The sequence below is a fragment of the Paenibacillus sp. JT22N12 genome (assembly GCF_056269365.1).
Map to the genome: position 1 here is coordinate 1152628 of NZ_JBWDNU010000002.1, position 23896 is coordinate 1176523.

The following is a 23896-nucleotide window of genomic DNA, read 5'->3' on the forward strand; positions in this document are numbered from 1 at the left end:
GGCGTTGTAAGCATGTCCGTATGGAAGAGGCTTATCCTTGCATCAGCAGTAACACTGGCAATAACCGTTCTTTTAACCGCACTTCCTCATTTCCGGCAGGACATGCCGCAGCGCAGCGGAGATATAGCCGTTTTTCGATTGACGCCCATCAAGCAATTGACCAGCGGAAATCTGGTCGATTCCATGATCGGTCTGCAGCTGTCGCTTGCGATCAGGAAAGTAGCCTGGAACCAGGCTGCTCTCTCGATAGATTTGGTCGTGGATGGCCGGGGCAATGAAAACAGGGAATGGGCGGCTGATCTGCAGAGGCTGCTGGAACTGGCCTTTGTGCGGACGGATAACGTGAACCGTGTTTTGGTGCGTTTTGTCGAGCCGGTCCCCTCTGGAGGGGATACAGCACGGTCAGCCGCGCGGGTATTGGCAGCCGTCGACGTCAGGAAGACAGATGATTGGCTGGCTACCGAGCTGACCGGCCTCGCAGAGACGGATTTGCTGTCAAGCCCGGAGTGGAGACAGAGGCTGCGTTTGTCGGTATCTCAGGAAGGACTTATCCGTCTGGGGGACAGCTGACTGAATCAGATGCCCCTCTTTTGGATAACCCATTCACAAGGGGGTAGCTTGTAGCGCAACGCTTGACAAAATGATATAATAATTTAGATTATAGAACAGCACTGTTTTCGCTGATCTGTCCGGAGGCTTGACCTTATGAAACCATACAGAATACCTGAACTAGCCAAGAAGTACACGGATCATGAGATGATTCAGACACACACGGAGCTGCCGGAGTTTCCTGATTCGCGGATTCGGCTGCTTTTCGCTTTTCTGGCCAACCAAAGCACGCCTCTTTTGCACAGTGAGCTTTACTCGCTGGTTGCCGCTCTTGTACAGCTTGGTATGGATACCCACGATATGATTGATTCCGATTCCGGACATGTCCCTGAACGTGAGATGCGCTCGCGCCAGCTTAAGGTGCTCGCAGGGGACTACTTCAGCAGCCGGTTTTATCATCTGCTGGCACAAGCCGGACAGGTGGATATGATCAGGCGCATCAGCGAAGGAGTTTGTGAAGTCAATAAGCTGAAAATGAATTTGTACGTGAAGATGAAGCAGCTTCGGGTGACGGCTGAGGATTATCTGAACCAATGCATTCAGCTGAAAACCGAATTGTTCCAGGCTTTTACGGACATTCTGGATGATAAAGCGGTTCGTGACTGGCTGGTGCTTCTGCAGGGCTTCGGCCGATGCGAGGTCATTCTGGACGAACTGGCCCGCAGCGAGAAGCCGGAGCGTTTCGGCGGCAGCTGGGGCTATTGGCATGTCCTGGATGAGGGAAGCGAAGAAGAGAAGCAGGGACTTGCCGACAAGACCGCCGACAGTTTTTTTGTCGACGCTCTTCTTGCCAAGTATGATATACGCAGCCAACTGGCTGATAAATTGAAAAACGCCGTGGCGCATGTTCAAGCGGCCGCTTCCAGGCTTGAGTCCGATAAGCTCGTACGCGAGCTGCTGCAGATCGGAGAATCATTCCGGCGTCCGCTGATGCCTGCAGCTTCCGTCCACGGCGAGAGAAGGTGATCAAAGATAATGCAATCCAATTCCAAAGAGACGCATGTTCATGCTGTATTCGAGAGCATCGCTCCCAAATACGATCTGATGAACGATCTGCTCAGTTTTCGCAGACATAAGGCATGGCGCTCCTTCACCATGCGCAAAATGAACGTCAAACCGGGCGCAACGGCCGTCGACTTGTGCTGCGGCACATGCGACTGGACGATTGCGCTCGCGCGCGCAAGCGGGACAGGCAAGATGTTCGGGCTGGATTTCAGCCGCAATATGCTTGATGTCGGTCAGCAGAAAGTCGACCGGGAGAGTCTGGACAACCAGATCTCGCTTGTGCAGGGAAACGCTATGGAACTGCCGTTCGAGGACAACCGGTTTGATTATGCAACCATCGGATTCGGGCTTCGCAACGTGCCGGATCTTGTGCAGGTGCTCAAAGAAATGCAGCGCGTCGTCAAGCCGGGCGGCCAAGTGGTCTGTCTCGAGCTGTCCAAACCTGTATGGCAGCCTTTCAAGTCGATTTATTATTTTTATTTCGAACGTATTTTACCGAATCTGGGCAAACTTTTTGCCAAGCGTTATGAGCAATACAAATGGCTTCCGGAATCGCTTAAGGCTTTCCCGGACCAAAATCAGCTGGCGGCTGTATACCGGGAGATTGGTCTTCGAGACGTTCGCGCGTACCCGCTGACTGGTGGTATTGCCGCGCTGCATATCGGAACGAAGGGAACAGAGGAAGCATGATTCGCAAATTCAGAATTTTTTTGGAAATGATCAAGGTGGAGCATACGGTGTTTGCCCTGCCATTTGCTTTTATTGGCGCATTGCTTGGAGCAGTCGTTATGGAAAACCGGCTTCCGCAGTGGAGTGAGATCGGTTGGGTGCTTCTTGCCATGGTCGGCGCGAGAAGCGCCGCAATGGGACTCAACAGGGTGATTGACAGAGTGATTGACAAGAAGAACCCGCGTACGGAGAAACGTGCCATACCCGCAGGTTTGTTGAAAACCTCAGAAGTTATCCTGTTTATCGCGATATCATTTATTGTCTTGTTTTTTGCAGCAGCCAAGCTCAATCCTTTATGCATCAAGCTGATGCCGATTGCGGTTCTCATGCTGGTCTTTTATTCATACACCAAACGCTTCACATGGCTTTGTCATCTGGTGCTTGGACTGACCATCGGTCTCGCCCCTCTTGGCGCCTGGGTGGCGGTAACGGGAGAGTTCGCGTGGCCGGCATGGATTCTCTTCGGAACGGTAACCTTCTGGCTGGCGGGATTTGATATTATCTATGCCTGCCAGGATTTCGATTTCGACCGCAAGGAAGGCGTTCATTCCATTCCAGCGCGCTTTGGTCTATCAGGCGCTCTCTGGCTTGCGCGTCTCTTTCACCTGATTACGGCTGCGGGCTTCCTTACCTTATTCTGGATGACAAACTTAAGCTGGGGTTATTTGCTTGGGGTGGTCATCGCACTGGGCATCCTGTTCTACGAGCATCTGATTGTAAAGCCTGCCGATCTAAGCCGCGTCCAAACCGCGTTCTTCACAATGAACGGGGCGCTCAGCATCACATTATTCGGTTTTACACTAATCGATCTGATGGTGCTTCACCAATGGTAGGCGCAGGCACCTCGGAGGTGCGCAAGCGTTGGGTTGTCGGAATCACGGGAGCAAGCGGCTCTGTATATGGCATACGCCTGATTGAAGTTCTGCTTGCATCTGATGTGGAGGTTCATCTGGTTGTCACGGAATCCGGCTGGCGTGTTCTGAAGGAAGAATTGGGATGGGACACTACCCGCAGGCAAGCGGCGCTCGAAGACAAATTCAAAGCGGAGCTTGATGAGGGCAGGCTTGTTTTTCATCCTAATGCCAATATAGGCGCCACGATCGCCAGCGGATCTTACCGGGTCGAGGGAATGATCGTGATGCCCTGCTCAATGGGTACACTTGCTTCAATCGCGCATGGAAGCTCGAATAATTTAATGTCGCGCGCGGCGGATGTCATGATGAAAGAAGGGCGCAAGCTGCTGCTGGTTCCGCGGGAAACTCCGCTTCATGCGATACATTTGGAGAATATGCTGACCCTGGCCAGACTTGGCGTCAAAATAATTCCGGCGATGCCCGCCTTTTATAACGGACCGCAAACGGTCGCGGATATGGTCAACTTTCTCGTGGGAAAAGTACTGGACCAGCTGCCGATCGAACATCAATTGTACAGAAGATGGGGAGATGAGTAGCATGGGGCTGAACCGCCCGATCACCATCGGACGCATTGACTATACGAACGTCTGGCCGATTTTTCACTATGCCGAGGAGCAGCTGCCGGCTGCCCATTTTATTATCGACAGGAGAGTGCCCTCTGCGCTTAATACGGCCATGCAGCGGGGAGAAATCGATATCACCTCGATGTCATCCTTCGCCTATGCGCAGTATTCGGACAGCTTTCTGCTGCTGCCTGATTTATCAGTCAGCGCGGCAGGACGGGTCAATTCGATACTGCTGATTACAAAAGAGCCGCTGGAGAAAGTGCTGAAGGGGACGATCGCTCTGACATCCACTTCGGCGACTTCGGTCAATTTGCTCAAAATCCTGATGTCCTTGTACTACAAGGCTTCACCGGACTATATTACCATGGACCCTTCGCTTGACGAGATGCTGGGCAGTGCGGATGCCGCTCTTCTCATCGGTGACCCGGCGATTCAGGCATCATGGCGCAGTGAGGGATTTACAGTCATTGATCTTGGTGAACTATGGCGCAGCTGGACTGGCCTTGGCATGACCTTTGCCTTGTTCGCGGTGCATAAGGCTGCGGCAGCAGCATATCCGAAGGCGGTATCTCAGGTGCTGCAGGCATTAACGGACAGCAAGCGCCGCAGCCTTGCGGATACTGCGCCTTTAGTCAGCAAAGCCAGGGCCCAGTTGGGCGGAACTGAGAAATACTGGCAGCGCTATTTTCGGGAATTGACCTATAACTTTGGAACGAAGGAGCAGAAGGGGCTGTCGCTGTATTTTGAATATGCCCGATCACTTGGCCTGCTTGACCATCATGTCCGGATGGAGTTTTTTGCAGATCATACTGCCCTACAGGTGAACGAATGAAACTACTTGATATCTATGCCAAAATGAAATCCGATCTTGATATTCTCGAAGGGAAGCTGGCGCAAAGCGTCACATCGGATCACTCCCTTCTAAGCGAAACCTCCACCCATCTGCTGAAAGCCGGCGGCAAGCGCATCCGGCCCGTATTCGTGCTGCTATCCGGCAAATTCGGTGAATACCGGCTGGAAACGCTGGAAAAAATCGCGGTTTCGCTTGAACTGATTCACATGTCTTCACTTGTTCATGACGATGTGATTGACAATGCTGACACACGCCGCGGACAGCTGACGGTCAAAAGCAAATGGGATAACCGGATCGCCATGTACACGGGCGATTATATTTTTGGTAAAGCGCTCACTATTGTGACTGAGCTCAAAAATCCGCTTATCCATCAGATTTTGTCCAATGCGATGGTTCAGATGTGTATCGGTGAAATGGAGCAGATTCGCGATTTCTTCAATACGGAACAGTCGATCCGCGATTACTTATTGCGGATACGCCGCAAAACGGCGCTGCTTATCGCCACCAGCTGCCAGCTTGGCGCTATTGCAGCGGGAGCGGAATGGTGGGTCTCCAATAGGCTGTACCGCTTTGGCTATAATGTGGGAATGGCATTTCAAATCGGGGACGATCTTCTGGATCTGCTTGGAACAGAGAAGCAGATTGGCAAGCCGCCCGGTTCGGATATCAGACAGGGAAATATCACATTGCCTGTTCTGCTTGCGCTGCAGGAACAGGGGCGGGAGCAGCTGCTTCACGAATTAAATAAAATTCGCGAGTCCGACGGAGCAGGGGATACGAAAAAAGCGTTGAACATTATACGTAAGAGCGCAGGAATCCGGGTATCTGAGGAACTGGCAGCCCGCTATATCAACAAAGCGACCCAGGCTCTTGCCGATTTGCCGGATATACCTGCAAAGAAAAACCTGACGGATATCGCGCATTTTGTAGCCAAACGGAATTATTAGCATCAGCGAGGAGGAATTTATGATGGAAAAGACATTTTTGATGGTCAAACCAGACGGCGTTCAGCGGGGATTAATCGGAGAAATCGTTTCCCGTTTTGAGCGCAAGGGACTGAAACTCGTCGCAGCAAAATTCATGAGCATTACTCCGGAGCTTGCCGAGCGTCATTACGCAGAGCATATCGGCAAGCCGTTTTATCCGCCGCTTGTTGATTTTATTACGTCCAGTCCTGTATTTGCTATGGTTTGGCAGGGGGATAATGTCATCGCTCTTGCCCGTGCGCTGATCGGCAAGACGGATTCCATCGCAGCAGCTCCCGGAACCATTCGTTCCGACTATGCCGTACATACGAATTTCAATCTTATTCATGGATCGGATTCACCGGAAAGTGCTGAACGGGAGATCGGCATCTTCTTCAGACAAGATGAGCTGATTGAGTATGAGCAGACCATTCAGAACTGGATTTAATGGAGCATGGCAGGCAGCGGAGGTATGACGGTTGGAGGACATGGATTTCGTTCTTTTTTCAAAGCGAATAAAAGACAAGACAGATATCGACCTGACGCAGTATAAGGAAGCGCAGATGAAGCGGCGGCTGACAACGCTGCGGCAGAAGTACGGCTTTGATTCCTTCGCCTCCTATTGGAAGGCAATCGAGCATGATGCTAAACTGATGAATGAATTCCTTGATCGCATGACCATCAATGTTTCCGAGTTCTGGCGGAATCCCGGCAGATGGGAAGCGATGGAGAAACGCTTTATTCCGGAGATGCTCAAAGGCGGGGGGCGCATCAAGATGTGGAGCGCTGCCTGCTCCACCGGCGAGGAGCCTTATACGCTCTCGATGATCACGGCCGAACTGGGAGCGCTGGACAGGTCCTCCATTCTGGCTACCGATCTGGACCAGATTGTTCTGGATAAGGCGGCAGCGGGCGTATATCATGAGCGGGCTGTCCGTGATGTGCCGAAGAACTACCTGCAAAAATATATGACCAGGCAGGGGACGGATCATTATAGCATAACTGACCAGTTGAAGAAAGCCATCACATTCAAACAACAGAACCTGCTGAATGATCCCTTCGAGCGTCATTTTGATATTATCGTTTGCCGCAATGTTATGATCTATTTTACCGAGGAAGCCAAGCAGCTGCTCTATCACAAGTTCTCGCAGGCGCTCCGTCCCGGAGGACTGCTGTTTGTCGGCAGCACAGAACAGATCTTCAATCCTTCGCAGTATGATCTCGAAACCGAGGAAACATTCTTTTACCGCCGCAAGCTGTGAGCAGGGTATATCGTTTTCCAATTTCTCCAATACTAACAATTAGAAACAAACGGCGTTGGAGGTTTCATAATGGATAAACGGAAAGTCATAGCAGCTTACAAACGGGGATTTATCAATGTCCAGGAGTGCGCACAGATTCTTGGCATTGATATGGCCCAGCTTTCAGGATTGATGACTGATCCTTACTTGTCGGCGGATCCGAAAGTCAGGCTGGACAAGCAATCCGTTAACAGTTAGGGAAAAGGTTGGAGAAGCTGTCTGTCACGCTTGGTCAAAAGCGCGATAGACGGCTTTTTTGTATTTCGGGCAGGAGCCTCCAATTCCTTGTCAAACCGGCAAGGCTATACTATAATGAGCAAAGATATTTGGGCGTAAAACAAGAGAAGCCTGGTGACGATTTTCGTTGTTCGGTTTGAAGGAGGAGCACTAACGTGAGTTTACGTTATTTGACAGCAGGAGAGACCCATGGTCCGCAGCTGACGGCCATTATTGAAGGGCTGCCAAGCAACCTGCAATTGGATTTTGAAGAATTGAATTTTCAGCTGCATCGCAGGCAGAAGGGCCATGGCCGCGGACGCCGCATGCAGATCGAGAAGGATACGGCGAACATAGTAGGTGGTGTGCGCCACGGCAAAACAACCGGAGCGCCGGTTGCGCTTGTCGTGGAGAACAAGGACTGGAAGCATTGGACAAGCGTGATGAACATCGAGCCCATCGAAGGGGGAGATGAGGAGAAGCGCAGAGTTCATCGTCCTCGCCCGGGTCATGCCGATTTGAACGGGGGACTAAAATACAATCTGAAGGATCTTCGCAATGTGCTGGAGCGGTCAAGCGCCCGCGAGACGGCTGCACGTGTAGCGGTTGGAGCGGTGGCGCGGCAGTTTCTGGCTGCTTTCGGCATCAAGGTTGCAGGCCAGGTTATCCGGATCGGAGAAATTGAAGCCCCGGCCAACAATTTGCCGGTTGATGAGCTGATTGCACTCACAGAGGAATCGCCGGTTCGTGTGGTGGATAAGGAAACGGAAGCGAAGATGACAGCCTACATTGATCAAATCAAGCTGGAAGGCGATTCGATCGGCGGTATCGTCGAGTGCATCGTCGAAGGGGTCCCTGTGGGACTGGGCAGCTATGTTCAATATGACCGCAAGCTGGACGGACGGATTGCCCAGGCGGTTGTATCGATTAATGCTTTCAAGGGCTGCGAGATCGGGATCGGCTTTGAAGCGGGGCTGATGAAAGGTTCTAAGGTTCATGATGAAATCATGTATTCGGAGGAGAGGGGCTACCACCGCGCATCCAACCGTCTGGGAGGTTTCGAGGGCGGAATGACCAGCGGCGAGCAGATAGTAGTGCGCGGCGTTATGAAGCCTATTCCGACGCTCTACAAGCCTCTTCAAAGTGTTGATATCGATACGAAGGAGCCTTTTACAGCCCAGGTGGAGCGTTCGGACAGCTGTGCGGTTCCGGCTGCCAGCGTGGTCATGGAGCATGTTGTCGCCTGGGAAGTGGCCAAGGCATTCCTTGAAAAATTCGGAGGCGATTCGATGGAAGAGATTCGCGCCAATTATGACAACTATCTTGCTCAAGTAGGGCGCTACTAATGAGCGCGTTGCGTGAGCTCACTGTTGAACTGGGAGAGCGATCCTACCCGATCTATATCGGGGAAGGGCTGCTTGATCAGGCAGGAGAGCTGTTTGCGAAGCAGGGAATCGGCAAGAAATCGCCAATGCTGATTGTGACTGACGAACACGTGGCGGAGCGGCATTTGGCCAAGCTTGCGGCGGTTCTGCAAGAAGCCGGCTATCAGGTTACATCCGCCGTTGTTCCTCCAGGAGAAAGTTCAAAGTCACTCTCTGTTTTCGAGTCGCTGATGACCAAAGCACTGCAGGCGGGTCTTGACCGGAAGTCGACGGTTGTTGCGCTTGGGGGCGGCGTTGTAGGGGACCTTGCCGGTTTCGTGGCTGCCTCCTATATGAGAGGGGTCAAATTTGTACAGGTGCCAACAACGATACTTGCACACGACAGCAGCGTCGGCGGGAAGGTTGCGGTCAACCATCCGCTGGCCAAAAATATCATCGGTGCATTTCATCAGCCAGAACTTGTCCTCTATGATTTAAATACGCTGCAAACCTTGCCTCCGCGCGAGGTTAGTGCGGGTCTGTCTGAAGTCGTCAAGCACGGCTTGATCTGGGACGCGGAATTTGTTCAATGGTGCGATGATCATGCGGAGCGTCTGCTCGCTCTGGATCCTGAGTCGCTGGGCTATGCCCTTTACAAAGGATGCGGTGTGAAAGCGGCTGTCGTCTCCCGGGACGAGAAGGAAAACGATCTGCGCATGATTCTGAATCTGGGCCATACGATCGGACATGCGCTGGAAGCTGTGGCGGGCTATAACGAGCTGCTTCATGGCGAAGCGATTTCCATCGGTATGGTAGGCTCTGCCCGTCTGGCAGTCAAGCTGGGTGCCCCAGAACAGGTGCTGACGGTTACGAAGCGCGTGTTGGCGCGGGTTGGACTGCCTGTTCGTCTGCCGGAGCATCTGGATACCGATCGGATCATGGAAGCGATGAGCCATGACAAGAAATTTCTCGAAGGAACGATGGTCTTTATTGTCCCGACTGCAATTGGTCATGTGGAAATCAACAAATCCGTCTCCACGGCTCTTGTAAGAGAAATCGTGGAGCAATTGAAACAGGAGGCCGTTCAAGCATGAGTGTTCGAGGAATACGCGGTGCCATTACAGTCGATGTTAATGAAGAAGGACCTATCTTAACAGCAACCCTGGAGCTGCTGAAGGGTATTGTGAATGCCAATGCGCTGGTTCCGGATGATATATGCAATGTTTTCATAACCGTCACTCATGATCTTGACGCAACCTTCCCGGCGAGCGCCATCCGTCAGATGGCCGGCTGGGAGCTTGTTCCTCTGATGTGCGCGCTTGAAGTACCGGTCAAGGGAAGTCTGGAAAAATGCATCAGGCTGATGGTCTTGGTCAATACGGACAAAACGCAGAAACAGATCGAGCATGTCTATTATGGAGGCGCCCAGGCGCTCCGGCCGGATTTAACTAATAAATAATCGGCAAAGAGTCAAGAATACCAGATAGGGCCCGGTTCTTTACAATTGAACCCAACTCATATTGACGATTTATAGCCCCTGGTGTATAGTGTGGAAATACGAATGATGCAATAGTTAGAGCAGAGCTGAGCAAAGGCAGCGTTTATGTTGTCAGATGAGATGAGTAGAGCTGAGAGTAGTTGAGGTACCAACACGATTTCAAGCAGGATGAGTCGTTCATTTGCTGTGCCGCTTAAGGCCGTAATGAATAGACGACGCCCTCTAATTCGCGTTCCAGCACTCATGTTCCATCTTCTGACATGAACACTCCTGCTACGGCGGGAGTTTTTTTATTTTCATAAAAAGAGGAGAGATTGACATGAATCAGGAGCTGCAGCAGGTTATTCGACTTGCCGGGACCTACAATTTGATCCCGATCGTACGCCATGTTATGGCGGACACCGAGACACCGATCAGGCTGTTTCAGCATTTTTACCGGGAACCCCGCGCTTTCCTGCTTGAAAGTGTAGAAGGCGGAGTGAAGTGGGCACGATATTCCTTTATCGGCACGGATCCCTTTATGCTCATCCGCGGCAAGAATGGCGAGATGGTTGTGGAGCAAAGAGGCGAGGAGCAGATTCTCCGCGATAAACCGATCGAGCTGCTGAAGGCGCATTTGCGTTCGTTCAGAAGTCCGTCAATCGCAGAGCTGCCTCCGTTCACCGGCGGAGCGATCGGATTTTTCGGTTATGACTTGCTGCAGTATTATGAGAAGCTGCCGCCTCACCGTATTGATGACATGAATATGAACGACCTGCAGTTTATGTTCTGCGACCAGGTCATCGTTTTTGATCACTTCAAGCAGCAGATTCAGGTTATTGGCAATGTCCATATCCCGAATGCCGCGACAGACAGCGTCATTGCCCAGGCTTATGAAGAGACGCTGGCGAAGATTCAGGCCGCTATTGAACGCATTCAGCAGCCACTGCCTGCGCCATTGATGGCAGGAGGAACCATACCGGCTGATCCGGATCTGGGCGAAGTTGAATCCAATCTGACGAAGGAGCAATTCATCGCAAATGTGGATCAGGCCAAGGAGTATATCCGCGCAGGCGATGTGTTCCAGGTGGTGTTGTCCCAGCGCTTCAGCATCGAAACGGATGTCGAGCCGCTGCATGTATACAGAATACTCCGTAATATGAATCCGTCTCCTTACATGTACTATTTAAAAATGGATGATGAGGTCATCGTTGGCACTTCCCCCGAAGCCCTTGTCAAAGTGGACGGCGATCGGGTGGAGACCAGGCCCATCGCCGGTACGCGTCCGCGGGGCAAGACGGAAGAGGAGGATCTGCTGCTTGAGCAGGAGCTTCTTGCCGATGAGAAGGAGAGGGCCGAGCATCTGATGCTTGTTGATCTAGGCCGCAACGATATCGGCCGCGTATCCCAATTCGGCAGCGTCCACTGCGATGCCTATATGGATATTGAACGCTATTCCCATGTGATGCATATTGTTTCGAACGTATCGGGCAAGCTGCGCCCGGATAAAGATTTCTTCGATGCATTCGTCTCCTGTATGCCGGCCGGCACTGTTTCCGGCGCACCGAAGCTGCGCGCTATGGAGATCATAGCAGAGCTGGAGAACGAGGCGCGCGGCGCTTATGCCGGGGCCATCGGGTATCTCGGTTTTGGCGGCAGTCTGAATACCTGTATAACCATTCGTACGCTTATTTTCAAGAATGGCAAGGCCTACGTGCAGGCAGGGGCCGGAATTGTATGGGATTCGGTGCCGGAGAATGAATATGTGGAGACGATTAACAAGGCTAAAGCGATGCTGAAGGCCGTTCGCGCAGCCGAAGCGGTATTCTCCGCTCCGGAGCGGGGCGTCAACATGATCAATACGGACTATTACGCCAATGCGAAAGGGTGAGCGGAGCATGGAAACCGAAACGATATCGATGCAGCGCGCGCTGGCGGCGGTAATTGCCGGTAATGATTTGTCCCGTGAAGATGCGAGATCGGTTATGAGCATTATTATGAAGGGTGAGGCTACAGGACCGCAGATTGGCGCAATCGTCACCGCTTTGCGGATGAAAGGCGAGACCAAGGAAGAAATCACCGGCTTCGCCGAGGTCATGCGTACCCACTCCAACCGGGTGGAAACCCTGCAGGAGGGACTGCTGGATACCTGCGGAACAGGCGGCTCCGGCATTCATAAATTCAACATCTCCACAGCCTCGGCGATGATCGCATCAGCTGCGGGCGTTCGGGTGGCCAAGCACGGCAACCGCGCGATGTCTGGCAAAGCAGGCAGCGCGGACGTGCTGGAGGCCCTTGGCGTTCAGATCAATCTGTCCGCAGACCAGGCGGCAAGATGCCTGGAGGAGATCGGGATATGCTTCATGTTCGCCCAACTGTACCATCCCTCTTTGAAGCATGCGGCAGCAGCGCGGAAGGAGCTTGGGTTCCGCACCATATTCAATATGCTGGGACCTCTGACCAATCCGGCCGGAGCCGACCGTCAGCTGCTAGGGCTTTACGATATGGCGCGGACAGCAACTGTAGCTCAGGTATTGGGCGAGCTGGGGCTCAAACGAGCCATGGTTGTCAGCAGCTTTGACGGGCTGGACGAAATCAGCATTTCCGCGCCCACCCAAATTTCGGAGCTTGAGGGTGGCGTCGTCCATACCTATGCGATTACGCCGGAGGAGCTTGGTTTGCCAAGGCATGAGCTGAGTGAAATCGTCGGCGGCGAGGCGGATGTTAACGCGTCGATCATCAGAAGGATCTTTAACGGAGAAGAGCGCGGCGCCTATCGTGATATTGTGCTGGCCAATGCCGGAGCCTGTATGTTTATGGGCGGTGCTGCGGATTCGCTGCGGACGGGTGTTGAGGCGGCCAAGAGCATCATTGACTCTGGCAAGGCAGCGGCCAAGCTGCAGCAATTAATTGAAATGACAGGAGAGCTTGCCTATGTTTCTGGATAAAATCGTAGCTTCCAAACGCAAAGAAGTCGATGATCTGGCCGAGCATTTTTCAATAAATGAATATGAGCGCATCATTGCCGAGCTGCCTGCCTGCAAAGGGTTCGAGCGCACGCTCGCCGCAGGAACCAAACGTTCCCTTGGTCTGATTGCGGAGGTGAAGAAGGCATCGCCCTCCAAAGGGGTGATCCGGCCTGATTTTCATCCCGTTGAATTGGCGCGGACCTACGAAGAAGCGGGGGCCGATTGTATTTCTGTACTCACGGATGCGGATTATTTTCAAGGACGCAATGAGTTTCTGACGGAGGTCAGAGCCGCTGTGAAGCTGCCGCTGCTGCGCAAGGATTTCATCGTTGATTACCGTCAGGTGTATGAGACCCGTGCCATTGGCGCGGATGCCATCCTGCTGATTGCCGCTATTTTGCGTCCCACCTTATTGTCGGAGCTGCATGATCTGGCCAAGTCGATTGGCCTTGATGTCCTCTTTGAGGTCCACGATCAGGAAGAAATGGAGTCGGTGCTTGGACTTGGCAAGGCGACGCTGATCGGAATCAACAACCGCAACCTGCAAACCTTTGCCACTGATTTGAAAACGACGGAGCAGCTTATTGGATTTGTTCCTCCTGGTGTCACCGTTATCAGCGAAAGCGCCATATCATCCCCGCAGGATATTTCCTATCTGCAAACTGTAGGAGCCAAAGGCGTTCTGGTCGGCGAATATTTCATGCGTCAGCCTGATGTCGGCGTTGCTGTAGGGCAGCTTATGGGACCGGTGAATCGTTAATGAACGGTGAAGAGAATCAGGCCAGACGTACACGGGTGAAAATTTGCGGATTGCGCGATGCGGCAACCATTCGACTCATGAATCGTCTACCCGTCGATGAAATCGGTTTTGTGTTTGCCAGCAGCCGGCGTCAGGTTGCGCCGGAGCTGGCTGCCGTACTTATTGATGAGGTGCGCCAGCTGCGCACGCCTGCGGGTAAAGCTCCCAGGACAGCAGGAGTCTTTGTCAATGCCGACCTGATGACACTCCGCGATCTGCTTGCCATTGCGCCGCTGGACATTGTCCAGCTCCATGGCGGAGAATCTCCGGAGTTGTGTGCTGCAATCAAGACGGAACTGGGTGTAGAAGTATGGAAGGTGCTTAGCATGACCGAAGACGATCAGGCGGGGAATTCTCCTTCAGGGGAGGTTGGCAATGGTGAGGCTGCAGACGGTCAATTTTCCGGACCTGACCGTTTGGCGGCTTACCGGGGCGCTGTTGACGCTATCTTGATCGACACGGCAGGCGGCGGTACGGGCCGTTCATTTGCCTGGCAGGTGATAGACCGCTATCGTGAGGCGGCACGGGGGATCGGTGTTCCGCTTTATGTGGCGGGAGGACTCAATCCGGATAATGTCGCCGGACTGCTTGAGCGGTATTCGCCGGATGGCGTAGATGTGTCAAGCGGAGTGGAAACGGATGGAATGAAAGACATAGAGAAAATCAGGCTATTTGTGGAAAGGGTGAAAGGCGTATGAACCAGGTCCCGGATGCAAACGGGCGTTTTGGCAAATTCGGCGGACGTTACGTGCCGGAAACATTGATGAACGCGCTTCTCGAATTGGAAGAAGCATACAAACATTACTCCAAGGATCCGGATTTCATTGCGGAGGTCCGGTATTTGCTGAACCAGTATTCAGGCCGTCCGACATCGTTATTTTATGCGGAGCGGCTGACCAAACATCTTGGCGGAGCCAGGATTTATTTGAAACGTGAGGATTTGAATCATACAGGGGCGCATAAAATCAATAACACCATCGGACAAGGCGTGCTTGCCAAACGAATGGGCAAGACCAAGATTATCGCCGAGACCGGAGCAGGCCAGCATGGTGTCGCATCGGCGACGGTGGCCGCTCTTCTGGGGCTGGAATGCAAGGTATTCATGGGGGAAGAGGACACCAAGCGGCAGGAGTTGAATGTGTTCCGGATGAAGCTGCTGGGCGCTGAGGTTATTCCGGTCATGTCCGGCACCCGCACACTTAAGGACGCCTGTAATGAGACGCTGCGTTACTGGGTCAGCCATGTTGATGACACTTATTATATTTTGGGTTCTGTTACAGGTCCGCATCCGTATCCCATGATCGTACGCGACTTCCAGCGCATTATTGGCGATGAGACCAGGGAGCAGATTCAAAAAGAAGTCGGCCGGCTGCCCGACTATATCGTCGCAGCTGTTGGCGGCGGCAGCAACGCGATCGGGATGTTCTATCCGTTCATTGGCGATGAATCGGTCAGGCTAATCGGCGTCGAAGCCGCAGGCAAAGGCGTGGACACTGAGGAGCATGCGGCTACCATGACGAAAGGCAGGCATGGGGTATTCCAGGGATCGCTCAGCTACGTGCTGCAGGATGAATATGGACAGGTACAGCCGGCGCATTCCATCTCCGCAGGCTTGGACTATCCCGGTATCGGACCGGAGCATGCCCATCTCAAAGATACCGGACGCGCCCAATATGTGCCGATTACGGATGCAGAAGCGCTGGATGCGCTGCAGCTGCTGTGCCGCACTGAAGGTATTATCCCGGCGCTTGAATCGGCCCATGCCATCGCCGAAGTCACGAAGCTGGCTCCCAGGCTGAGCCCGGATCAAATGATCGTCGTCAACCTTTCGGGGCGTGGCGACAAGGACGTTCAGGCCATCATGGGCTATCTGGGAGGCGAGCAGGGATGAGCAGCTTGAATCGTATAGACGGAGCCTTCGAGGCTCTTCGCAAGGAGGGCGGGACCGCTCTGATCCCGTTCCTCACGATTGGCGATCCGGATATTGAGACCTCGATTGAAATTATCCAATCGCTTGAGGCTGCGGGAGCGGATATGATTGAGCTTGGCGTGCCGTATTCCGATCCCCTGGCCGATGGACCGGTCATTCAGCGCGCTTCCGAGCGCGCCTTGAAGAATGGCAAAGTCACGCTTGCGGACTGCGTACAGGTAGCTGAAACCGCGCGGCAGGCGGGCGTTCAGATTCCATTTATTCTATTTTCCTACTTTAATCCGATTCTCCAGTTCGGCCTTGAGCCATTCTTCCGCTTTATTGTGGACAAGGGCATCAGCGGTCTTATTATTCCCGATCTTCCGATCGAAGAGGACGGGGAAGTCCGTTCCATGGCAGAGCAGGCGAATATACATCTGATCCCGCTCGTCGCTCCAACCTCTCACGACCGCGTCGCACGGATTGCCAGCAAAGCGCGCGGATTTGTCTACTGTGTATCCTCTCTTGGTGTCACCGGGGTCCGTGCCGATTTTCATCAGGGAATCGACGAATTTCTGGCCACGGTCAGGAATAACTCGTCGGTGCCTATCGCGGTCGGCTTCGGGATTTCCAGCCGCGAGCAGGTTGAACGCTTTGGGAAGCAGGCGGACGGTGTGATTGTCGGAAGCGCTATTGTCCGTAAAATCGAAGAGGTGCTGCCTCTGCTTCACGAGCCGCAAACAAAGGCCGAAGGTCTGGAGCAGATCCGCGCATTCGTCAGCGCCCTCAAAGGTTAGAGGCGAATTGCCGGATTGCTCTTTCCATGAGGCCGCCGATAAGTAGAAAAAGCTCTGCAAGCGATGCCTTCGGGCCGCTCCTGCAGAGCTTTTTTCGATGGTTGTTGGCTAATGTTCAATTCATAAGCTATAAATAGGCATCCGAAGCGGTGTAACGGTCCGGCTTGTCTATAGCAATAATAGTTCCCGACATTTCAAGGTCATTTTTGGAAAATGGAGCTGTTTTATCTTTTCCTTTAAAATGAAAGCGACTTATGAGACAATGAAGCTTGAATGTTAAATTCATTAATCAAAGAGGTGACTATTGGTGCAGCCTAAACAAAGTATCGTAAATTTACCTGTGTATCAACCCGGCAAACCGATTGAAGAGGTTAAACGTGAGCTTGGACTTACTGAAGTCATTAAGCTTGCATCCAATGAAAATCCATTCGGATGCTCGGAGCATGCGAAAGCTGCAATCCAGGATGAGCTTGCGAACATCTCCATTTATCCCGATAGCTTCAGTACGGCATTAACCAGCGCTGTTGCCGATTATCTGCAGGTAGAACGCAATCAGCTTATTTTCGGTGCCGGCTCTGATGAGGTCATCCTGATGCTGGCCCGCGCATATTTGTCTCCTGGAGACGAAACCATCATGGCAGATGAGACCTTCCCGCAGTACAAGCATAATACCGTCATTGAGGGAGGGACTGCGATTGAGGTGCCGCTCAAGGACGGTACGCATGATCTGCCGGCGATGCTGGCGAAGATCACGGACCGCACCAAAATCATCTGGATTTGCAATCCCAACAATCCAACCGGAACGATCAACAATGAAGACGAACTGGCCCATTTCGTAAGCCAGGTGCCGAAGAATATCATTATTGCCTTGGATGAGGCTTATTTCGAATATGTGACAAATGCTGATTATCCGAACAGCCTCGAGCTGCTGCGCGGGCATGAGAACATTATTATTTTGCGGACATTCTCCAAAGTATACGGCCTGGCTTCGCTTCGTATCGGCTACGGAGTTGCGCATTCCGGCCTGATCCGCCACGTGAACCAGGTGCGTGAGCCCTTCAATACTACGCGGTTCGCTCAGGCTGCTGCCGTCGCTTCCCTGGCCGATCTTGATTTCCTGAACAATTGCAGGGAACGCAATGAAGAGGGACGGCGCTATCTGTACCAGGAATTTGACCGCCTGGGTCTGAGCTATTTCGAATCGCAAGGCAATTTTGTGATGTTCGATGCCAAGCTGCCATCTCAGCAGGTATTTGACGGTTTGCTGCGCAGAGGGATCATCTCCCGTGCCCGCTGGACGTATTACCCGACTTATATCCGCATAACGGTGGGCAGTCAGGAACAGAATCAATCGTTTATCCGGGCTCTGGAAGAAGTGCTTCAAGAAGCGGCGGTGCTGGGTTAATATTATGACTAAAATTGCAATATTCGGCGTCGGACTGATGGGCGGGTCGCTGGCTTTGTGCTTCAAGGGCAAGCCAGGGCTCACCGTCGTCGGTCATTCTGTACGCGAATCATCCGCAACCAAGTACATGGAGAGAGGCGTTGTCGATTATGCGACAACGTCCATGCATGATGCTGCTGAGGGTGCGGATTTTATTTTTCTGTGCGTACCTGTTGGAAACCTGGAGCAATATGTGCGCGAGCTTAGCGCCATGAAGTTGAAGCCCGGCTGCATTATTACGGATGTCGGGAGCACCAAGGCATCTGTTGCTTTGACGGCCAGCAGATTATTCGGCAAGGACGTCACCTTTATAGGCGGACATCCCATGGCAGGATCGGAGCGCTCAGGCGTTGAAGCAGCCTCGTCATATTTGTTTGAGAATGCGTTTTATGTTTTGACCCCCGCAGCGGGTACGCCGAGCAGCGATGTGGACAAGCTGACCGGGCTGATCAAGCTGACCAAGGCGCATATCGTCCACGTGAACCCCGAGGAGCATGATGAGATTGTCGGGGCTATCAGCCATCTTCCGCATATCATTGCTGTGGCGCTCGTCAATCAGGTGCGCGGCTATAATGAGAAAAATCCACTGAACAGCGTGCTTGCCGCAGGCGGTTTCCGCGATATTACCCGTATTGCGTCCAGCGACCCTGTTGTATGGCGCGATATTCTGATCAATAACAGCGGTGTGCTGCTCAAGCTGCTCAAGGATTGGAATCTTGAAATTCAGACATTCATTCACATGCTTGAAGCAGAGGATGGCGAGGGGATAGAGCGAGCCTTTCAGGAAGCGGGTATTTTTCGCAGCCAGCTGCCTGAACGACGCAAAGGCATGATTCATTCGATCTATGAATGCTATGTCGATGTGCCCGACCACCCGGGAATTATCGGCAAAGTGGCGACTGAGCTCGGCAACAGCAGAATCAATTTGAGCAATATCCATATTATCGAGAGCAGGGAAGATGTACCCGGCGTGCTTCGGTTGTCTTTTCGTACTCAGGAGGATCTGGATCAGGCCGTGGCCAAACTGGATGAAATTGGATTCCCTGTCCATTTTTAAAATAAATCTGTTATTTATGAAAACGCTTATTGACAAAATGAAAACGTATACATATAATAAAAGTACAGTATGGTTTCTCTCCACTCCTATCCAATCCTTCGCACTATGTGCGAGGCCGCCTCTAGAGGCGGCCTTTTTTTTATGCTTTCTTCTATAAAGGGAGCCGTTTCAAGTCCTGTGTATTTTTTTCCTGATCCGCTTCCTTCTAAAGTGAAACTTTAACCGTACTTCTTCCGTCTAATCTTATGGCAGACATATGCTCGGGGTTTTTACATACTCGTGTTTATCCGTTCGACCCGATAATTTTGAGAAAAATTTATCTTTCAATATGGACCTCTATGTTACAATGAACGTATCGTCTGTAAAAATGTGGGATGATAAAACATGTCGAAAGAAGCAGGAATTTGGTCTCATTCCCCGAATTCTATTCGTTAAAATATAAAAATGTATAAACTTTTGTCTATACTCTGCATATTTCCATGGCGAAGAAATTTGCCGTACTGCCCAAGAAAGACGTCAGCCGTTTCTGCCTTCTATAAAAAAATTCATTATTTTGCCTTAGCCGCGCAACTTTTTCCTCCTGTTTCGGTACAATATTATACCGAAGCGGAGTACTCCTATGGCCAAGGAGGGTCGCCCGCGAATGACCGATTCCCAGTTAATACGCGAAATCAAAGACGGTAACGTACAGCTCTATTCGGAACTGATGCGGCGCTACCAACGTAAAATCCTTGCTTTCATCTATCACATGCTCAAGAGCGCAAAGCTTGAGCTTCTGGCTGAGGATCTATGCTCGGAATCCTTTTACAAAGCGTACCGCAGCCTGCATTCGTTCAGGGAAGTTGATGCTTCCTTTTCCACATGGCTGTACACCATTGCAAGAAATACGGTATTAAGCGAGCTGCGAAAGCAGAAGACGGGCAATGTGTCGCTTGATGAAATCGGCTTTATGCCCACAGCAGCTCTCGATACGGTGCCTGAGCATCGTTTGCTGCAAAATGAGCGGATGTCGATGGTAAGGGAAGCGATCAACAGTCTGCCCGAGAAACAACGCTCCGCGCTTATTCTACGGGAATACGATCAACTGGATTATCAGGAGATTGCCAGTATCCTCGGACAGACGGTAAGCTCGGTCAAATCCTTATTGTTTCGTGCACGCAGCAGCGTTAAAGTACAGCTCGAACCGTATTTCGGCGATTCGCCATTGCTGGAGGAATACGAGGGGATGAAAACGTGATGAAGTGCCTCCAAGTTCAAGAGTCGCTTGGCATCTATTGGGATTTGCCCGAGAATGATAAAGAACGTATAATGGTAGATGAGCATCTTCTAACCTGTGAAGCATGCAGGGAGGATTTTCGCATATGGCAGGAAAGTGAAGAATTGATTCGTGATTTCTCCGACAATGAGGACGAAATGGCCCCCATTGATCATGTGAACCGCGATGTGATGGAACGGATTTACAGCGAGCAAAGCTGGCTGATGCCGATTCCTACCCGCAGCTATCAATTCACCCGGACATTCCGCCGAAACATGACAGCGGTCATTGCATGCTGTATGGCAATATTCGTTTGCGGTTTATTTTACCTTATGATTGGCTATGATGGCTCTTCTACTGCCGATGTTGCCAAAATGACAGGGATGCTGGATACAGCTGACGCATCCAACGACAGCTCGGTCATCAGCGCCGCTTTTTATGCGGATGTTCCAGTGGCCAGCATCAGTGATCCCATAATACTTAATGTTGTACCGACCATCCCGCAGTACTGGGTTGCTTTTTCCCTGCTTGGGATGATTATGACGCTGCTTATCCTGAATTGGTTTTCGCGAACGCGAAATTAAGCATATGTCCAATAAGAAAGAAGGGCTTTGATTGCGACTCGGACTTATCCGTCACGGCAAAACCGATTGGAACGCGCTTGGTAAAATCCAGGGTCAAACGGATACGCCGCTTAATGCGGAAGGGATCAGGCAGGCTCATGCCCTTGCGGCGAGACTTAGCGGTGAAGAGATGTGCTGGGACGGGGTAGTAACAAGCGATCTGAGCCGTGCCCGCGAAACAGGACGGATTATAGCAGAGAAGCTTGGCATCCCGCTATTGCCGGCAGACGAGCGTCTGAGAGAGCGGTATTACGGCGCTATCGAGGGCACAACGGAATCAGAGCGTATAGAAAGATGGGGCCCGGATTGGCGGAAAAGCGACAGCGGTCAGGAAACGGATGAAGAGCTTCGCATCCGCGCACTTTCTTTTGTTGAAGAGGCAGCGGAGAGCAACTCCAAAGGCAATATTCTTGCTGTCACACACGGAAGTTTGCTGGCTCAATTAATGCAGGCGATGTGCGGTGATCTGGAGGATAAACCCATTGTAAATATGTCTTTTTCCATTATGGAGCGTTCGGATAAACAGTGGATACCATTGCTCCATAATTGCGCTATACATCTGGAACAGATCCATGCCGAGCGTCATTAAGTCTCGACCATTATCTGCCTAAGCTGCTTGACCGTCCTGACGGTCAGGCGGCTTTTTTTTATGTTCCGAGGTTATAAAATCCGTTAAAGTTCCCATAATGGTAGTAAACCTGCAAGAGAAACCGGGAATGGGGGCGGACAAGTTGAAATTGGCGGATATGCTCAGTTACGCGGACATCGGTCAATTAAGCCGTATTGCGACAACCTACCGATGCGAGTGCAGCGGTAATTCAAAGAATGAGTTGATCCAGTCTATTTTATCAACGGTAAACCGCAGGGAAGTGTTTGAGACTCAAATCGGCTCAATGAAAATGGAAGATTTGCGTTTTATCAACTCGCTGCTCTTTGACTCCAGAGATTCGTTCAGCCTGGAAGAACTGATCGCACGTGTGCAGCAAAGCAAGTTCGGTCAGACTTCTGCAGAGCCAGCGGCTGTAACACCCAGTGTTCTGCCGCAGCCCACAGCCAAGGAAACGAAAAAACCTGCCAAGCGTTCAAAAAAGTCACCAGTACCCGCTGTGGAAAGCGGGCCGCGCGAGACGATATCCCGATTCAAGCAGTATGGATGGCTGTTCAACGGCTATGAAGGCCCCAACCGGTATTTGTTTCAAGTTCCCAGCGATCTGAAAGAACGTTTCAAGGAAACGCTTGGTAAACAGTTTCTTGCCCAAGCGGTCTATGTAGAGGAAGAACCTCACGCTTACCGGGATGAGCAGCTTATTTTAGGTGAAGATGTCATGCATTTCCTGGATTTTGTTTACCACAACGAAATCCCTCTGACTTCAGATAGTGTCATGTATAAGCGCAGTATGATGCAAATCATGGACCGCTTTGGCGTGAAGGAGGCATTTCCTGCAAGAGGCGAATGGCGTTTTGGTTATGGGCGGCGGATTAAAGATTACCCGAACCGGCTGTCCCTGATTTACGACTACTGTTACTATAACGGATGGTTATCCGAGGCTGATTCGCTGCTGACTTTGACATCTGCCGGGAAGGAGCGCCAGCTGAAGCGGATCCCCGAGCCGTCGGACAAGCTTTATGTGTTCTGGCTGCGTCTGTATAAAGGCGCTATTCCCAACATCAGGGCTATCGTACACTGGATTGACCAGCTGTCGCACAAATGGGTGAAGCTTGCCTCATTGCAAACGGTGCTGACCCCGTATATAAAACCTTTCTACTACGATCAACCGGAAACGATACTGGAACAGCGCTTGCTTGGGATGATGATGCATCTGGGGCTGCTCAGGATCGGAGATGATCCGGCAAGCGGGCAGGTTGTCCGCATGACACCGATTGGACGTTCCATCGTAGCGGGATTAAGCATCGAGAATGACGCTATTGTTTTGAACTGAAGAACCCTGACACAGACGGGCAAACGCACATTCGTTGCTCGTAAGGGCCAACGTCCTTAGCGACGCTGGCTGCCCTGAATATAGTAAAGTAAGAGCCGGTTCGCTCGTCGGTTAGTTTAGAAGAAAAGTTCAACCTATATGTCTTCACTTGAATCGCCTGCTTTAATCGTCGATAACCGGACAAAAAAGACGATTGCAACGTATGAGACACGGACGATGGAAGCCTTCATGGCGAAAGGAATGAATATAGGATCTCTTAGGCGCGGTGTTGGAGGTGTATCCTATGGACAAAATGAAAGTGACGTATGAAGCAATGCTGGGACTTGCTGCGGAAATGATGCTGGACGAGGTTGTGCTTAAGTTCCGCAAAGACCGTCTGTACCAGGCGATCGATGAGGCGCTTATCTCTGGAGACAGGGATACGTTCCAGCGTTTGACAGAAGAACTGAAGCTGCTGCACGTATAAGTGGGCGATATACTGCTCCATACAGCCAATATGGCCTGCACCGCCGGATGAAGATCCGAAAGCGGTTGCGGGCCATTTGTTTGTCCATCATTATGTGATAGGATAATAGGATAAGTTAAGTGAAGCGACATTATAAACAGAATGGAACAAGGAAAGGTGAATGAATTACGATGAAATTCAGCGATCTTACCCCTGAGCAATGGGCGGAGCTTCAGCCTTATCTGGATACGGCAATCCTGCCGGTAACCGGTCTTTCCGGCGCTGAGGCGCCGTATCAGGCTACGGCAGCGCTTGAGAAGCTGAGGGATGTGCTTGATCTGATCGAAAAGCCGTTCAAGGGCCGTACCGTTACATATCCAGCCTGCCATTATGGAGAATGGAACAAGGAAACCATGAGGCAAGTCGCCGGCGCATGTCTGAATTTAAAACGTTCGGCCGGATTTAAATATGTGATTGTCGCGGCTGCTTTTGCCGAACCCGCCTTCATGAAGGCTGAGGAAGCGGACCTGTTCATCGGATTGGATTTGTCGGGTGCTTTGCCAAGTTCAGAAGCTGTAAGCGAGTCGATTCGACATTTGTGGCTGGGCCAGACAACTTCATAAACTTTCATGTTTGCTTGCATAAGGTAGGGCATGATG

27 protein-coding genes are annotated in these 23896 nt (G+C 51.7%); all 27 read left to right on the top strand.

Going from position 1 to position 23896, the window contains the following annotated elements; genetic code table 11:
- Positions 1-12 precede the first annotated feature (12 nt).
- Positions 13-570, top strand: a complete 558-nt coding sequence (locus AC0YOA_RS10600; protein WP_475786514.1) for a hypothetical protein — start codon at positions 13-15, stop codon at positions 568-570.
- 135 nt (positions 571-705) lie between these two features.
- Entirely contained in the window at positions 706-1575 is an 870-nt protein-coding gene (locus AC0YOA_RS10605) for a heptaprenyl diphosphate synthase component 1 (protein WP_475786515.1), read from the top strand.
- 9 nt (positions 1576-1584) lie between these two features.
- Positions 1585-2304, top strand: a complete 720-nt coding sequence (locus tag AC0YOA_RS10610; RefSeq protein WP_210041436.1) for a demethylmenaquinone methyltransferase — start codon at positions 1585-1587, stop codon at positions 2302-2304.
- Positions 2301-3176, top strand: coding sequence for a UbiA-like polyprenyltransferase (locus AC0YOA_RS10615; protein WP_210041434.1), 876 nt, complete (start codon positions 2301-2303; stop codon positions 3174-3176). The genes AC0YOA_RS10610 and AC0YOA_RS10615 overlap by 4 nt, the downstream gene beginning before the upstream one ends.
- Entirely contained in the window at positions 3170-3793 is a 624-nt protein-coding gene (locus AC0YOA_RS10620) for a UbiX family flavin prenyltransferase (RefSeq protein WP_475786516.1), read from the top strand. The genes AC0YOA_RS10615 and AC0YOA_RS10620 overlap by 7 nt, the downstream gene beginning before the upstream one ends.
- Before the next feature lies 1 nt (position 3794).
- The gene (locus tag AC0YOA_RS10625; protein WP_475786517.1) at positions 3795-4655 is read left to right on the top strand and encodes a menaquinone biosynthesis protein; all 861 of its coding nucleotides are present in this window, start codon (positions 3795-3797) and stop codon (positions 4653-4655) included.
- Positions 4652-5623 (top strand): polyprenyl synthetase family protein, encoded by a 972-nt coding sequence (locus tag AC0YOA_RS10630; protein ID WP_475786518.1) that lies wholly within the window; start codon positions 4652-4654, stop codon positions 5621-5623. Before AC0YOA_RS10625 ends, AC0YOA_RS10630 begins: the two co-directional genes overlap by 4 nt.
- Positions 5624-5645: 22 nt before the next feature.
- Positions 5646-6089 carry a nucleoside-diphosphate kinase gene (gene ndk, locus AC0YOA_RS10635; protein ID WP_210042265.1) on the top strand — a complete coding sequence of 148 codons (444 nt, stop codon included), beginning with the start codon at positions 5646-5648 and terminating at the stop codon, positions 6087-6089.
- A 31-nt stretch (positions 6090-6120) separates the two neighbouring features.
- Positions 6121-6903, top strand: coding sequence for a CheR family methyltransferase (locus AC0YOA_RS10640; protein WP_475786519.1), 783 nt, complete (start codon positions 6121-6123; stop codon positions 6901-6903).
- A gap of 69 nt (positions 6904-6972) precedes the next feature.
- Positions 6973-7140, top strand: a complete 168-nt coding sequence (locus tag AC0YOA_RS10645; protein WP_210041407.1) for a hypothetical protein — start codon at positions 6973-6975, stop codon at positions 7138-7140.
- A 194-nt stretch (positions 7141-7334) separates the two neighbouring features.
- A complete protein-coding gene (gene aroC / locus AC0YOA_RS10650) occupies positions 7335-8504 on the top strand; it encodes a chorismate synthase (RefSeq protein ID WP_475786520.1) in 1170 nt (389 codons plus the stop codon).
- A gap of 8 nt (positions 8505-8512) precedes the next feature.
- Positions 8513-9616, top strand: coding sequence for a 3-dehydroquinate synthase (gene aroB / locus AC0YOA_RS10655; protein ID WP_475786649.1), 1104 nt, complete (start codon positions 8513-8515; stop codon positions 9614-9616).
- Positions 9613-9981 (top strand): chorismate mutase, encoded by a 369-nt coding sequence (gene aroH, locus AC0YOA_RS10660; protein ID WP_210041403.1) that lies wholly within the window; start codon positions 9613-9615, stop codon positions 9979-9981. The genes aroB and aroH overlap by 4 nt, the downstream gene beginning before the upstream one ends.
- 358 nt (positions 9982-10339) lie before the next feature.
- Complete coding sequence (gene trpE, locus AC0YOA_RS10665; protein WP_210041401.1) at positions 10340-11890, top strand: anthranilate synthase component I; 1551 nt, start codon at positions 10340-10342, stop codon at positions 11888-11890.
- A gap of 7 nt (positions 11891-11897) precedes the next feature.
- Positions 11898-12947: an anthranilate phosphoribosyltransferase gene (gene trpD, locus AC0YOA_RS10670; RefSeq protein ID WP_475786521.1), complete on the top strand. Its 1050-nt coding sequence runs from the start codon at positions 11898-11900 to the stop codon at positions 12945-12947.
- The gene (gene trpC / locus AC0YOA_RS10675) at positions 12934-13728 is read left to right on the top strand and encodes an indole-3-glycerol phosphate synthase TrpC (protein WP_475786522.1); all 795 of its coding nucleotides are present in this window, start codon (positions 12934-12936) and stop codon (positions 13726-13728) included. The genes trpD and trpC overlap by 14 nt, the downstream gene beginning before the upstream one ends.
- A complete protein-coding gene (locus tag AC0YOA_RS10680) occupies positions 13728-14465 on the top strand; it encodes a phosphoribosylanthranilate isomerase (protein WP_475786523.1) in 738 nt (245 codons plus the stop codon). Before trpC ends, AC0YOA_RS10680 begins: the two co-directional genes overlap by 1 nt.
- Complete coding sequence (gene trpB / locus AC0YOA_RS10685; RefSeq protein WP_475786524.1) at positions 14462-15658, top strand: tryptophan synthase subunit beta; 1197 nt, start codon at positions 14462-14464, stop codon at positions 15656-15658. The genes AC0YOA_RS10680 and trpB overlap by 4 nt, the downstream gene beginning before the upstream one ends.
- A gap of 5 nt (positions 15659-15663) precedes the next feature.
- Positions 15664-16473 carry a tryptophan synthase subunit alpha gene (gene trpA, locus AC0YOA_RS10690; protein WP_475786650.1) on the top strand — a complete coding sequence of 270 codons (810 nt, stop codon included), beginning with the start codon at positions 15664-15666 and terminating at the stop codon, positions 16471-16473.
- A gap of 307 nt (positions 16474-16780) precedes the next feature.
- Positions 16781-17878 (top strand): histidinol-phosphate transaminase, encoded by a 1098-nt coding sequence (hisC, locus tag AC0YOA_RS10695; protein WP_475786525.1) that lies wholly within the window; start codon positions 16781-16783, stop codon positions 17876-17878.
- A gap of 4 nt (positions 17879-17882) precedes the next feature.
- Positions 17883-18974, top strand: a complete 1092-nt coding sequence (locus tag AC0YOA_RS10700; protein ID WP_475786526.1) for a prephenate dehydrogenase — start codon at positions 17883-17885, stop codon at positions 18972-18974.
- 643 nt (positions 18975-19617) lie between these two features.
- Positions 19618-20211, top strand: a complete 594-nt coding sequence (locus AC0YOA_RS10705; RefSeq protein ID WP_210041386.1) for an RNA polymerase sigma factor — start codon at positions 19618-19620, stop codon at positions 20209-20211.
- The gene (locus AC0YOA_RS10710; protein WP_210041384.1) at positions 20211-20813 is read left to right on the top strand and encodes an anti-sigma factor family protein; all 603 of its coding nucleotides are present in this window, start codon (positions 20211-20213) and stop codon (positions 20811-20813) included. Before AC0YOA_RS10705 ends, AC0YOA_RS10710 begins: the two co-directional genes overlap by 1 nt.
- A 31-nt stretch (positions 20814-20844) precedes the next feature.
- A complete protein-coding gene (locus AC0YOA_RS10715) occupies positions 20845-21441 on the top strand; it encodes a histidine phosphatase family protein (RefSeq protein WP_475786527.1) in 597 nt (198 codons plus the stop codon).
- 142 nt (positions 21442-21583) lie between these two features.
- Positions 21584-22792, top strand: a complete 1209-nt coding sequence (locus AC0YOA_RS10720) for a hypothetical protein (RefSeq protein ID WP_210042257.1) — start codon at positions 21584-21586, stop codon at positions 22790-22792.
- Between the two features lie 283 nt (positions 22793-23075).
- On the top strand, positions 23076-23258 hold the full coding sequence (locus tag AC0YOA_RS10725) for an IDEAL domain-containing protein (RefSeq protein WP_210041380.1): 183 nt from the start codon (positions 23076-23078) through the stop codon (positions 23256-23258).
- A gap of 170 nt (positions 23259-23428) precedes the next feature.
- Positions 23429-23860: a DUF2487 family protein gene (locus AC0YOA_RS10730; RefSeq protein WP_475786528.1), complete on the top strand. Its 432-nt coding sequence runs from the start codon at positions 23429-23431 to the stop codon at positions 23858-23860.
- Positions 23861-23896 lie beyond the last annotated feature (36 nt).